The organism is Corynebacterium sp. ACRPJ (assembly GCF_022347345.1).
GTDB lineage: Bacteria > Actinomycetota > Actinomycetes > Mycobacteriales > Mycobacteriaceae > Corynebacterium > Corynebacterium tuberculostearicum_D.
Genome location: NZ_JAKRNC010000009.1, coordinates 104,492 through 116,464, shown reverse-complemented (window position 1 = coordinate 116,464; position 11,973 = coordinate 104,492). Strand labels below are relative to the sequence as shown.

Sequence of the window (11,973 nt, the reverse complement as noted above, 5' to 3'; positions counted from 1 at the left end):
GCTTCTTTTCAATCGCATCAATCTTGGCCTTATCGGCCGGATCTCGTCTCGCCACAGTAGTCATTCTGGCTTATCTCCTTATGCGGGATCGGTTCCCACACACAAACCATCAGACACTCTCATAGAGCTCATAACGCCGTAGAAGAAGGAAAAGATCTTATCCATCCGCACGGTGTCAGTGACATACAGACCATAAGAAGAAGACTTCTCGTTACCGTCATAGAAAGCTAGGAAACCACTCTCGCGGTTGCTGCTATCGTCCGGCATAATCACGACAAAGTTGTACTTCTTGATGACCATAATCGCGATAGCAAAGTATGGTAACTCTTTAGGTACTGCGGTCTTGGTCTTTATCACTTGATCCTTTTCCGCGTAGACAGCATGAATACGCGTCAGCATCTCCTGAGACATATCCTCGGCTGATTTATCGCAAAAGCCCTCTTCGTCTACTAGTTGAAGGGCGGCGGCGTTAACAAGAATCGACGTTGGGCGAAGAAGAAACCGGGTGTGGTCAACCGCTGCGGTCTTTGAAGACTTGGTCTTTGTCGAAGACTTAGACTTCTTCACGTCTTCAAGTTCCGCTAGGGTGTCGAGGACCTTGTCCGTATCAACACCATTGGTGCCATAGATAGAAGACAGAATCTCGTTATCCATTGCGGACCTCCTTGGCATTGAGGGCCTCAGTGACAGTGTCTAGTTGCTTAGCGCTAAAGCGCGGGGCGCGGCGTACAACTTCGTCTACATAAGCGCGTACATCATCATTAGCCTTCGCTAATGTTCTGCGCTCCCTCTCTTTCAATTGAGTGGACATAAAAAATCCTTTAAGAATTACGTCCGGTACCGGACTTAAAAACAAAATTAATAATATAAATACAGGTCCGATTTTATACACTCGATTACGGGTGCTTTATCTCTTCTCTGCACTTTCAATATAACCAGACTATGAGGGAGCGTGCAAGGGATTATAGAGGCTGCGTGCTCTATGTTTTTATATGACATTTAGGTACCCTGTTACATTCATGGGTAATGACCTGAAACCATAAGATCTAGCCCAAAACCGCCGTAAATAGTATTTGTGCCGGTCACGCGATGTTTATGCAGGATAGGAATGCTATGCATTATTTAACAGTGTTGGACCCTGTTATAATTCATGATGTTCCCTAATGCACTTTCTTGGGTTGTCGCGGCGGATACATCTCTTTCAACCGTGTGCGCGCGAGCCGCTCCACGTCTTGGTCCGTAGCGCATAATTCTGACCGCAGTGCCCACGCATCCCGCTTGGATTTCGTGCGCGAGACGTACTTTTCGATGATCTTCAACGTCGCCAAGCAATGCGTGGTTGCCCGACACGAGCGCTGTCGGCGGGTGAAGGGGGTGGGGCCAAAGTAGACGTCGGCAAGCGCAAGCAGGCTCCGGGCCTCCTGCCGGGGCAGGCCCAGGCGGCGCAGATCTGCCTCGGGTACGCCTGAGACCTCGCCGAGAAGTTCCATCGGCGAGGCGAGTTGGCGGGCGTAGTCCTGCAAGCGGGTCATGCCGGCGAGCCTAAAACACCTCGCCAGGCCGCGGTAGCGCTCCCGCGTCGGCCTGTGGATAACTCGCCCCACGCATCACATCAGCCCCGAGCCCAGCCGGCGGCCTGTGGATAACCTGCTGTACCCTCGAATGCGAAAGCGAGAAAAGGAGCCCTCATGACTGACCCGACCAAGCGGATTCGCCCCACCACCCCCGGACGTCTGGCCGCGCCGCGCCAGGCTCAGCAGCTGCCGCCCCTGCCGGTGACTCGTGCGCGCATTGGCGAGCGGATGGCCACCGAGGCCTTCCAGGAAATGGGCGAGGAGATGCTCGAGGAGCTGCAGAACTTCCGCCGCGACCTGCACCGCAACCCAGAAATCGGCCTCGACCTGCCGCGCACGCAGAAGAAGGTCCTAGAAGCGCTGGAGGGCCTGCCGCTGGAAATCCACGTGGGCCAGGACTTGAGCTCGGTGGTGGCCGTGCTGCGCGGCGGTCAGCGCGGCGAGCGGCCGGTGTCGGTGCTTTTGCGCGCGGACATGGATGCCCTCGAGGTACGCGAGCAGACCGGCAGCCCGTTTGCGTCGACGAATGGCTACATGCACGCCTGCGGCCATGACCTGCATACCGCCGGACTGGTGGGCGCGGCGCGGATTCTCTGCGAGCACCGCGAGGAGCTGCACGGCGACGTCACCTTTATGTTCCAGCCCGGCGAGGAAGGCCCGGGTGGCGCGCTGCCCATGATTGAAGAGGGCGTGCTCGACGCCGCTGGCCGACGCCCCATTGCCGCCTACGGCCTCCACGTTGGCCCGCAGGACCGCGGTACCTTCCACTACGTTCCAGGCCCGATGATGGCTAGCTCGTCCAACCTGACCATTACGGTGCTGGGCAAAGGCGGGCATGGCTCCCGCCCGCACGATGCCATCGACCCGGTGGCGGCGCTGGCGGAGATTCAGATGTCTTTGCAGACCGCGCTGACCCGCCGCTTCGATGCGCTCGAGCCCATCGTGATTACCGTGACCAACCTGTGGGCGGGAGACGGCGCGTATAATGCCATCCCGGAGCGCGCGGCCTTGGGCGCTACGGTGCGCGTGCTGCGCGATGAGAAAATCGACGCCGTGCGGCAGATGATTACGGAGGTCTCCAGCTCCGTCGCTGCCTCGCACCGCTGCACCGCGCAGGTGGATTTCGAGGTTTTGTACCCGACCACCAAGACGAATCCGCGGGAAAATCAGTTCGCCGCCACCTTGTGGAGCCAGATGTTTGGCACTGAAAACGTCCAGCCGTTCGATGCCCCGATGATGGCCTCCGAGGACTTCGGTTACGTCCTCGCGCAGGTGCCGGGCACGTTTATGTGGATGGGTACGGCCAATCCGGACAAGCCCGAAAATCAGCGCGAGTGGAACCACTCGCCGATGATGCGTTTTGATGACTCCGTGTTGGGAATGCAGTCCGCGGCGCTGGCTGCCGTCGCGTTTGAGCGCCTGGCTACCGAGAACGAGTATCCGTCCGCGCAGACGAAGGCCATGCGCGATGCGGCCGGGGTGCAAAAATAATTCATCCCTAGGGATTATGGCCATGGGCTTAAGCTTTAGGCCATGATCAGAACGAAGTGGAGCACGGCGGGAATTGTTGCCGCTTGTGCAGTGGCGAATTGGCTCATCGGCGTGGCGTTGATGAGCTTCGATATTGAGGAATACTCGCCGTCGTTTGAGGAGTACGGGCCCTATATCTGCACCGGCTTTGCGGTGGGCGTGGTGACTATTATTGCCCTGCCCTTTGCCTTAGAGCACCAGCCGCGCGAGCTTTCCGACGTCGACTATGCCGGCTCCACCCGTAGCTTCATCGCCGGTTGCATCGTGCTCCTGGGGTCGAGCTCCTATTTTGGTGCGGCTAGTGGAGTTGTGGCTTTTATTTCCATGGTCTCGCGCCGATCGACCTTGCGTTCGGTGGCCGCAGTGGCGTGCTTCGTGGTGGCGTTTGCGGTTGAAACTAGCTTTAACCCCTATATGGCCTGGGACGATATCGGATGGGTTGGTGCCATCTTCGTTGTTGTTGTGATGGTCGCGGGGTTATTGGTAGGCCAAAAGCGTGGCAATCTGCGCGAAAAGCGGTGGCGGGTGGAGCAACAAGCCCGGATGAATCGCGAAGAGATGCGCGCCAGGGTAGAACGCGCGCGGCAAGAGGAGCGCGAGAATATCGCGCGGGACATGCACGATTCGCTCTCGCACCGCTTGAGCCTGGTGGCCATCCATGCGGGTGCGCTGAGCTATCCGCGCGAGGGCGTGCCCGACGAGTTCACAGACGCAGCGCGCACCATCCGCACGGAAGCCCAGAACGCGGTAGAAGATTTGCGCACCGTCTTAAGCGCCTTGCGCGAAGACCTTTCCGAGGATCCGCGCACCACCTTAGAAGAGCTAGTCGCGGCCGCGCGTGAGGCCGGAGCCGAGGTGACCGTGACCTACGCGGACGGTGCCAGCCCGGATGTTTTTACTGGGCTATCCACGATGGCGCAGCACGCCGTGCACCGCGCAGTACAGGAAGGCCTGACCAATGCGCGCAAGCACGCCGCTGGCCAGCCGGTGAGCATTACGGTGCGCGAGGTGGCCGGTGAGGTGGGCATCGAGATGCGCAACCCGCTCTCGGCGGCTAAGGCCGGGGATCGCGCAGGTGCCAGCGCCGGCGGCTACGGGCTGGTGGGACTGCGCGAGCGTGTGGAGCTATCCGGCGGGCGCATGAATGTCCACGTCGGCGAAGAAGGTGAGGAATTTAGCTGGAGCATCCTGCTACCACTGGCGCACAAGGAGGCCACACAATGAGCGAAATGAGTTGGCAATTGCGCCATCCCGATTACGGGCTTATGCGCATCGACTTGGAAGAGACCACGGAGCGCGAGGGGTGGACCGGAAAGTACTTGGATTCCACGCGCAGCCTTTTTACTTCTACGGTCGACGGCACCACGCGCAAGCTCAGCTATATCGACACCGATGACTCGGCCTATAGCCTGGAATTCCTGCGCGGATACTGCGACGATAACGCGCCGGAAGACGCCGACCGCATCGAGCTGGTGGAGCGCCGTGGTTACATCGTTCCGGAGTTTCGCGGACAAGGAGCAAGGGTGATGTTTGCGGCGGTGGGGAAGGTGGACGTCGATAAGCGCCTGCATCGGGTGAACTTATGGACGTTGCTCCTGCAGACTGCGCTGACATTCATTGCGGCCACTCTAGTCATCGACTTTTTCCCGAAATTCTTCGAAAAGTTAAACGATATTCTCGTGCCCTCGTTCCTTAACGCCGTAGTGGCGGGCCACGCCAAGATAGTGCCGGTAGTACTGGCGATCTTCGTGGCGCTTACAGTGGCGTATACGCCCGTTGCGTCGCAGTTCTGGCGCGCGCGGTGGAATCAACCAGTGGGAAAGGAAGCATGATGGCCGACGCACTGCGTGTAGTGCTCGTTGACGACGAGGATCTAGTCCGCAGCGGCCTGCGCCTGCTGCTATCCAACGCGCCCGATATCGAGGTCGTGGCTGAGGCGAGCAATGGGCGAGACGCGGTGGCTACCGTGCTCGACGCGCAGCCCGACGTGGTGCTGATGGATATTCGCATGCCGGTCATGGATGGCATCGCGGCCGTGGAGAAGATTCTGTCCGTCCACGCAGTGCCGATCATCATGCTCACGGCTTTTGACACCGATTCCTTCATCCTGCGGGCTCTGCGTGCCGGGGCGGCGGGGTTCCTGTTGAAGTCGACGCCGCCGGAATCGCTCATGGCGGCCGTGCGTGCGGCCGCGGCGGGGCAGCCGCTGTTGAGCCCGCAGGTCGTCGACAAGCTGGTAGGCATGCAAAGCCCCGCGCTTTCCGACGCCCATTCACACCACACCCGCACCGCGCGCACCCGGCTTTCCACTTTGAGCTCGCGCGAGCGGGAAATCGCCGGGTTGGTAGCCCAGGGCTTGAATAATCAAGACATCGCCGACCAACTGGTGGTGTCCATGGCGACGGTGAAGTCGCATATGCAGCATATTTTGAAAAAGATCGGCGGTGCCAGCCGCGTGCACATCGCCATTATGGTCTTAGAGGCGCGTGGCTAAGGCCGGAGAATCCTCCCTGCGGGGGATACCGCGCTGGTGGTGGGTCGGCTTAGACTGGTGCGCGTTATGAAGTTGTTCCGAAAATCCGACGAGATGCTCCGGCGCCCGCTGTGGCAGAAGCTCATCATTGCGGCGGTGGCAGTGCTAGGCGATTTTGCCGTCTTATCCGTCCGCGTGAGCGAGAGCGACGGATCGCCCGAAAGGCTGTTTATTCTTTTCGCGGCGACGATCGGAACGTGGATCTTATTGCCCTTTGCTCTCCGGCATGCTGCGCGGGAGCGTGACCCGCGCAGCGCACAGCCTGGCCCGCGCAGCGCGTTGGTAGCCGCAACCATTATTTCGGCGACGGTGACGATTGCTGAGCCCCGCCCCTCGGTATTTATGGCGGCGTTTTCTGTGGCCTCGCGCCGGAGCCGGTTGTGGATGGCGACGGTATGTGCGGCCATGGTGGCCTCGAAGCTGGTCACTCTCGATTTATCTCGAAGCGAAGGGCTTAGTGCTCCCGGGAAGCTGGGATTTTTCTCTAGCTACATCCTCCCAGCAGTAGTCGTTCTAGTAGTCGGGTTGGTTCGTTCGAACCAAAAAGAGCGCACGATTGCGCTGCAGGCGCAGGCGGAGCTCACGCACGAGGAAATGGCCACGCGGGAGAATTTTGCGCGGCAGGAAGAGCGCGACCGGATCGCGCGGGATATGCACGATACGCTCTCGCATCGGCTGAGCATGATCGCGGTCTATGCCGGTGGGTTGGCCTACCGCAAAGACCTAGATCCGGAAGAGACGCGGCAATCCGCGCGCACGATTCGCGATGAAGCCGAGGCCGCCGTGGGGGATCTGCGTGAGGCGCTGCACTCGCTGCGCAGCGAGGGACGTATTGATCCGCGCGAGGGCGTGGAATCGCTGGTGGAGCGTTCCCGCCAGGCGGGCATGGACGTAGAAGTGTGCTACCAGGCGGGCGCGGGGCCGCAATCGCTGGAAGAGCTGAGCACCATGGCCGGCCACGCGCTCAACCGCGCGGTCCAGGAGGGCCTAACCAACGCCCGCAAGCACGCACCGGGCGAACCGGTGACCATCACCATCGCCGCGCTTGCCGACGCCCTCTTAATCACCATGTCCAACCCCGTCGCCCTAGCCGGGAAGAAGGGGAGTGGGAACAGTGGTGGGTACGGGATCGTCGGCATGCGCGAGCGCGCTAGTGTGGTGGGCGGATCGCTACAGGTAAACGATGAGGAAGATAGGTTCTCGTGGACTCTGCGCCTGCCGAGGAAGGAAGAAAAGTGAGTGAAATTCGGGTGGTGCTTGTCGATGATGAGCCGCTGCTGCGCCACGGCCTGCGCATGATCTTGGAAGGCGCGCCGGGCATCAGCGTTATCGGCGAGGCCGGAAACGGCAAGGAGGGCGTTGAGCTCATCCTGGCCGAGGAGCCGGACGTGGTGCTGATGGATATTCGCATGCCGGTCATGGACGGCATCGAGGCGACGGCGCAGCTGCACTCGCTCGCCGGCGCGCGCGATATCCCGGTGGTGATGCTCACTGCCTTTGATACCGATGAGTTCATCCTGCACGCCCTGCGCGCTGGGGCGGTGGGCTTTTTGTTGAAGACGACGGCGCCGGAGGCGCTGGTGGCGTCGGTAAGAGCGGCGGCCCAAGGCCAGCAACAGCTCAGCCCGAAGGTGCTAGAAAACCTGGTGGGGCTGGCGGCCACGCCGCCGCAGCCGGAACAAGAGATGATTCAACCCAGCGGGCTGGCCGAGCTGAGCGAGCGCGAGAATGAAATCGCCCAGCTGGTGGCCCAGGGGCTAAGCAACGCCGAGATTGCCGAGCAGCTATTCATTTCCCTGACCACGGTCAAGACGCACATGAAACACATCCTGGCCAAAATCGATGGCACCAACCGGGTGCACATCGCGATTGCGGTTCTCGGCGGTTAGGCGTGGCTGGGCTGGGCCGCTAGGGCCGGCGGAAAATGGCGGAGGCTAGTCCCACCAGCGCGATAACGCCGACGATAAGGGACGCCACCGGCCAGTACTGCGGGAAGTACTTGAGCGTGTAGCCGAATACTTGGCCGTCATCGAACTGCTGCCATAGCGCGAAGGGCATCCACCACAGCTTGGTTAGCGTGAGGATCGCGCCCGCCAGGCCGGTGGCAACCCGCGCGCCACCGCGCAGGAAGAAGCTCGCCGCAACCAGCAGTACGCCCGCAATGGTCAGGGCGAATAGGAGGGGAGTTTCGGTGCCCAGCGGAGAGCCGCGCAGCAAGAACTCATGGTCAATTTCGTGTTGTTCGATGAGGGTATATCCATCGAGTACTACGTCATCTGGGATTCCCATTATTTCTCCTTGTTTGTACCCGGAGCGGCAGCGGCGCCTTAGGTGGCGTAGGGAAGGCCGACTGAAAGGCGGACAGTTGTCACCTTAGAACCGGGTTGTACATTCATTATAGACACATCTGTCTTAAAGGGCGTAGTCTGAAGCCCTCGACTCGATACAAGGAGACAGTGTGATTATTACCGGACTTCTCACAGGCATCGTCTTCGGTGCTGTGCTGCAGCGCGGGCGCTTCTGCGTGACCGGCATGCTGCGCGATATTTTCCTCAATAAGACCTGGCGTGGTTTTACCGCCCTGCTCATTTTGATTTCGGTGCACGCCTTTGGCCTTACCCTGTTGACCGGCGCTGACGTGCTCTCTCCGGAGATTGCTGATTTCAAACCAGTAGCCGTCATCGTGGGCGGTTTCATCTTTGGTCTTGGCATCATCTTGTCTGGCGGCTGCGCCTCCGGCACGTGGTACCGCTCTGCCGAGGGCCTAGTCGGCTCGTGGATTGCGCTGCTGTTTTATGGACTATCGGCCGCGGCGATGAAGTCTGGTCCGTTGGCTGGGGCGAATGATTGGTTCAAGCAGTGGAGCCTGCCAGTAACCACCATCCACGACGCGCTACATATCTCGCCGTGGATTCTCGTGGCTGTGCTGTGGGGCGTGACCTTTATGCTGTGGCGCCACTACCGCGCCAAGGATGCCGGGCGCCCGAAGGTGGACCTTGGTCAGCCGTGGTACGCCAAGCCGCTGAATATGAATATCGCGGCGGTCGCTGTTGGCATCATCGGCACGGTGGGCTTTGTACTTTCTGCCGACGCCGGCCGCAATGGTGGCCTCGGCATTACCACGCCGACCGCGGACATCGTCCGCTGGACCGCCACCGGCGATTCCGCGCGTATGAACTGGGGCACCCTGTTGGTTATTGGCCTGCTGGTGGGCGCTTTTATCGCCGCCAAGTCCGCCGGTGAGTTCCGCGTGCGCGTGCCCGATGCGCAGACCGCGACCCGCGCTATTTGGGGCGGCATCATGATGGGCGTAGGCGCGTCACTAGCCGGCGGCTGCACCGTGGGCAATGGCATGGTGGAGACCTCCCTGTTTAGCTTCCAGGGCTGGGTATCGCTGTTCTTTATGGCCCTGGGCGTCGGCGCGGGCGCGCGCCTGTGGCTCAAGCCGAAGAACGCGCAGAGCCGTGAGCCGCAGCAGCCGCAGACCTACTCCACCGAGGAATCCGTGGATAACTCGGTGGTCTCCGCCGAGGACAAGGTGCTGCCGAGCTTCGCCACTGCCACCGGGGCGGTAGCGCTCAAGACCAAGCCGCAGGTTAAGAACAAGGCCCGCGCGCTGGGCGGCGGACACTATACGCTCGATACCCTCGGCGCGGTGTGCCCGTTCCCGTTGATTGAGGCCAAGCAGGTCATGGCGGAGCTGGAGACTGGCGAGGCGCTTGTCATTGACTTTGACTGCACCCAGGCCACCGAATCCATTCCGCAGTGGGCGGCCGATGAGGGCCATGAGATTCGTGATTTCCATCGCTCGGGCGATGCTGGTTGGCAGGTCACGGTGGTCAAGGGCGGATAATTACATCATTGTCAGCTACTATGTGGAGGCAGAAGAATCGAGCGTGATTCTTGTGCCTCCTTTGTGGTTTGAAAGAAGTTATTGCATGCCCGAGTTTGATGATAATTCCACCGCTGTTGCGGATATTTTGCATGCCTTCGCCGTCTTTGAGCGCGAGGAAGAACACCTGCTGGACGCGGAACTGCGCCTCAACGTCTATGCCAGCTAGGCCATGATCCGCGTCTTTGCTGCGCTATTGCCCTCGGCCGCCGCGCGCGAGCATTTGGTGCATACGCTGCGGCCCATCCATGCGGCAACTACTAATGAGCTGCGTTGGACGGATCCGGATAATTGGCATGTGACCATGGCGTTTTATGGAGAGCAGCCCAATGATGCCGCGGCGGTGCGCGAGCACCTAGCCCACGCGGTGGCTGGGCGCGCGGCGTTGGATGTGCACCTGAGCGGGGCGGGGAGCTTTGAGCAGCGCACGCTATGGGTGGGCGTCGGCGGGCAGGCGCGCGGTGTGCGGGAGTTGATGGCGGAGTGCCAGCTTGCCGACGTCCCCTTTAGCCACCACCGCCCCCACCTCACCGTCGCGCGCGCTGGTCGGCGGACCCGCGAGCCGTGGGCGCTGGCGGATTATGTGCGCGCGTTATCGGTGTATCGGGGGCCGGAATTTCGCGCGGACCGGGTGTGCCTGATGCAATCGCACCTCGGTGAGGGCCGCGGCGGTGGCCCACGCTACGAAGTTATAGAGGAGTATCCGCTGTTTTAAGCGGCGCGTGCGGTGCGGATTTCGCGGACGAGGGAATCAAGCTCCGCGCGGGTGGCGGTACGATCCGGATGGGTGGTGCAGAAATCTAGCAGGAAGTAACCGGCATGTTGTACGGCAATGTGGCGGGCCCAGAATTGGCGCACGGCATCGCGGTTATCCACAGCGAGGGACTGGATGGCGCGGCGCTCCGAAAGCAGCTCGTACTGCAGGTCGCGGCGCGCGGACAGTACGGCATCTGGGGTATTGACAAAGAGCAGACCGAGCAGGGTGGCCATGGACTCCATCGCGCGGACCTGCAGGCGGGCCTGATTGCGCACGGGGGCGCTGCGCTGCCATAGCCACAGCACCGCGGTGGCGATGAGGATGGATAGGACGATCTCGCCGCAGCGAGCCTGGATGGTGGGCCACAAGGGGCGGGTGGCGGAGTTGCCCATGAGGAGGGCGAGCGGGGTGGAGAAGATAACGCAGATGGCGTAGTTCTTAGCCACGAAGATTTCGGCGCAGAATTGGCACGCGGCCAGCGCGAGCAGGAGCGTCCAGCCACTAATGCCAAAGTAGTGGAGGATAGAAAAGAGCAGCACGCCGACGACGGAGCCGAGCATGCGGTGGATGCCGCGGACGGTGCCCGGCACGTGATCCGGTCCCCATTGCAGCATGAGGAAGGCAGAGACCACGCCCCAGTCCGGGCGGTCGAAGCCGAGGGTAAGGCCCACCAGTACGGTAATGGCCGCGGAAAGGACCACCTTTTGGGTGGTGACCATGGCGTGCGAATCCCGGACCGCGGCGCGATACAAGCGGTAGCGACCGGTGGGGCGGGTGTGCGGGATGGCGGTGCGATCCGGATCGACGTCGGTGACATTATCGGTGAGCTGATCCGAATCGGCGCCCAAATCCAAGGCGCGATTATGCGCCACGATGGTGTGCTGCGCCGCGAGGGTGCGCTCTACTAGGTGGGCACCCTGGGAGTCGATGACGCGGCCGCCGCGGATAATGCGGGCGTCGGAAAGCGCCTGCCAGGCAGCAAAGAGCGCGGTCTGCGCCTGGTGGTGGCGGGCCAGGGAATCGTCGCGGTCATCCTGGAATGCGGCCGCGGCCTTTTCCAGTGCGGCGACCGCGCGGCGCTCGGGGCCGTGGGCATCAATCAGGGCCGGCGCCATGCCGAGCACGAGGCTGGCCACCATGCCCGTCAGCGCCCAAAAGAGCAGCTGGCCCACGGTGACGTCGGTGCGCGCGAGCATTACCGAACCGCCGCCAACCATGACCAAGAAGAAGGTGCCCGGCGGCGGCAAGCGCAGGGCATTTTGGGCAAAGCCGCACACGGCGGCCAGCGCCGTGGTGTACAGGCCGGCCAGCAGCAGCCACCAATGGCCGTGGCCAGGCGCAAAGATGAGGTGGCCTACCAATACGCCCACGGCCGCGACGGTAATGAGTGCAGTACCGGCGGTGAGCATGACGCGCGGGCGGGTGCGATAAGGGTGGCCCTCGCCAAAGATGACGGTGAACGCGCCGGTGGAAATGAGCAGGATGGCGTAGTCGTGGCCGGTCAGCAGCGCGATGGCGCCGGGAATGAGAATCGCCAAGCCCGCGCGCAGGGCACTGGGCCAGCGCACCGAGGCGCTATTAAACGCGGTGAGCAACTGGGTGGTGCTGGGGCGCTGCGGGATGGGATAGTCAAGCTGGGTGGCCACGGAGCAGCAGGATCCTTTCTCGGCGGAGTTATCTGACCCGA

Annotated in this window: 14 protein-coding genes; 9 read left to right on the top strand and 5 right to left on the bottom strand. The window is 61.5% G+C overall.

What is annotated here, in order from left to right:
- Nucleotides 1-78 precede the first annotated feature (78 nt).
- From MHY08_RS07805 to MHY08_RS07795, 3 genes are all read right to left on the bottom strand, one after another.
- A complete protein-coding gene (locus tag MHY08_RS07805) occupies nucleotides 79-654 on the bottom strand; it encodes a hypothetical protein (RefSeq protein WP_239229383.1) in 576 nt (191 codons plus the stop codon).
- Nucleotides 647-811 (bottom strand): hypothetical protein, encoded by a 165-nt coding sequence (locus MHY08_RS07800; protein WP_239229385.1) that lies wholly within the window; start codon nucleotides 809-811, stop codon nucleotides 647-649. Before MHY08_RS07800 ends, MHY08_RS07805 begins: the two co-directional genes overlap by 8 nt.
- 349 nt (nucleotides 812-1,160) lie before the next feature.
- On the bottom strand, nucleotides 1,161-1,532 hold the full coding sequence (locus MHY08_RS07795; protein ID WP_239229387.1) for a hypothetical protein: 372 nt from the start codon (nucleotides 1,530-1,532) through the stop codon (nucleotides 1,161-1,163).
- A 156-nt stretch (nucleotides 1,533-1,688) separates the two neighbouring features.
- On the opposite strand from MHY08_RS07795, the gene MHY08_RS07790 reads away from it, so the two are divergent.
- The 6 genes from MHY08_RS07790 to MHY08_RS07765 all read left to right on the top strand — a co-directional run bounded on the left by MHY08_RS07790 (nucleotide 1,689) and on the right by MHY08_RS07765 (nucleotide 7,526).
- Nucleotides 1,689-3,065, top strand: a complete 1,377-nt coding sequence (locus MHY08_RS07790; RefSeq protein WP_239229389.1) for a M20 family metallopeptidase — start codon at nucleotides 1,689-1,691, stop codon at nucleotides 3,063-3,065.
- A gap of 42 nt (nucleotides 3,066-3,107) precedes the next feature.
- Complete coding sequence (locus tag MHY08_RS07785; RefSeq protein WP_239229391.1) at nucleotides 3,108-4,328, top strand: sensor histidine kinase; 1,221 nt, start codon at nucleotides 3,108-3,110, stop codon at nucleotides 4,326-4,328.
- The gene (locus MHY08_RS07780) at nucleotides 4,325-4,936 is read left to right on the top strand and encodes a hypothetical protein (RefSeq protein ID WP_239229393.1); all 612 of its coding nucleotides are present in this window, start codon (nucleotides 4,325-4,327) and stop codon (nucleotides 4,934-4,936) included. Before MHY08_RS07785 ends, MHY08_RS07780 begins: the two co-directional genes overlap by 4 nt.
- Entirely contained in the window at nucleotides 4,933-5,598 is a 666-nt protein-coding gene (locus MHY08_RS07775; protein WP_239236173.1) for a response regulator transcription factor, read from the top strand. Before MHY08_RS07780 ends, MHY08_RS07775 begins: the two co-directional genes overlap by 4 nt.
- Before the next feature lie 66 nt (nucleotides 5,599-5,664).
- Entirely contained in the window at nucleotides 5,665-6,876 is a 1,212-nt protein-coding gene (locus tag MHY08_RS07770; protein WP_239236171.1) for a sensor histidine kinase, read from the top strand.
- The gene (locus MHY08_RS07765; protein ID WP_005326390.1) at nucleotides 6,873-7,526 is read left to right on the top strand and encodes a response regulator transcription factor; all 654 of its coding nucleotides are present in this window, start codon (nucleotides 6,873-6,875) and stop codon (nucleotides 7,524-7,526) included. Before MHY08_RS07770 ends, MHY08_RS07765 begins: the two co-directional genes overlap by 4 nt.
- A gap of 19 nt (nucleotides 7,527-7,545) precedes the next feature.
- Here the strand turns inward: MHY08_RS07765 and MHY08_RS07760 are convergent, their stop codons facing one another.
- Nucleotides 7,546-7,926 carry a hypothetical protein gene (locus MHY08_RS07760; protein WP_239229407.1) on the bottom strand — a complete coding sequence of 127 codons (381 nt, stop codon included), beginning with the start codon at nucleotides 7,924-7,926 and terminating at the stop codon, nucleotides 7,546-7,548.
- Between the two features lie 169 nt (nucleotides 7,927-8,095).
- On the opposite strand from MHY08_RS07760, the gene MHY08_RS07755 reads away from it, so the two are divergent.
- From MHY08_RS07755 to thpR, 3 genes are all read left to right on the top strand, one after another.
- Nucleotides 8,096-9,490: a YeeE/YedE thiosulfate transporter family protein gene (locus MHY08_RS07755; RefSeq protein ID WP_239229409.1), complete on the top strand. Its 1,395-nt coding sequence runs from the start codon at nucleotides 8,096-8,098 to the stop codon at nucleotides 9,488-9,490.
- Between the two features lie 85 nt (nucleotides 9,491-9,575).
- Nucleotides 9,576-9,698, top strand: coding sequence for a hypothetical protein (locus MHY08_RS11665; protein WP_255342548.1), 123 nt, complete (start codon nucleotides 9,576-9,578; stop codon nucleotides 9,696-9,698).
- Between the two features lie 3 nt (nucleotides 9,699-9,701).
- Nucleotides 9,702-10,244, top strand: a complete 543-nt coding sequence (thpR, locus tag MHY08_RS07750; protein WP_239229411.1) for an RNA 2',3'-cyclic phosphodiesterase — start codon at nucleotides 9,702-9,704, stop codon at nucleotides 10,242-10,244.
- Here thpR and MHY08_RS07745 read toward each other — a convergent pair.
- Nucleotides 10,241-11,932 (bottom strand): FUSC family protein, encoded by a 1,692-nt coding sequence (locus tag MHY08_RS07745; RefSeq protein WP_239229420.1) that lies wholly within the window; start codon nucleotides 11,930-11,932, stop codon nucleotides 10,241-10,243. The two genes, thpR and MHY08_RS07745, sit on opposite strands and share 4 nt — an antisense overlap.
- Nucleotides 11,933-11,973 lie beyond the last annotated feature (41 nt).

Coding starts and splice junctions, on each gene's coding strand:
- MHY08_RS07805 (WP_239229383.1), bottom strand. CDS start 654: ATGGATAACGAGATTCTGTCTTCTATCTATGGCACCAATGGTGTTGAT.
- MHY08_RS07800 (WP_239229385.1), bottom strand. CDS start 811: ATGTCCACTCAATTGAAAGAGAGGGAGCGCAGAACATTAGCGAAGGCT.
- MHY08_RS07795 (WP_239229387.1), bottom strand. CDS start 1,532: ATGACCCGCTTGCAGGACTACGCCCGCCAACTCGCCTCGCCGATGGAA.
- MHY08_RS07790 (WP_239229389.1), top strand. CDS start 1,689: ATGACTGACCCGACCAAGCGGATTCGCCCCACCACCCCCGGACGTCTG.
- MHY08_RS07785 (WP_239229391.1), top strand. CDS start 3,108: ATGATCAGAACGAAGTGGAGCACGGCGGGAATTGTTGCCGCTTGTGCA.
- MHY08_RS07780 (WP_239229393.1), top strand. CDS start 4,325: ATGAGCGAAATGAGTTGGCAATTGCGCCATCCCGATTACGGGCTTATG.
- MHY08_RS07775 (WP_239236173.1), top strand. CDS start 4,933: ATGATGGCCGACGCACTGCGTGTAGTGCTCGTTGACGACGAGGATCTA.
- MHY08_RS07770 (WP_239236171.1), top strand. CDS start 5,665: ATGAAGTTGTTCCGAAAATCCGACGAGATGCTCCGGCGCCCGCTGTGG.
- MHY08_RS07760 (WP_239229407.1), bottom strand. CDS start 7,926: ATGGGAATCCCAGATGACGTAGTACTCGATGGATATACCCTCATCGAA.
- MHY08_RS11665 (WP_255342548.1), top strand. CDS start 9,576: ATGCCCGAGTTTGATGATAATTCCACCGCTGTTGCGGATATTTTGCAT.
- thpR (WP_239229411.1), top strand. CDS start 9,702: ATGATCCGCGTCTTTGCTGCGCTATTGCCCTCGGCCGCCGCGCGCGAG.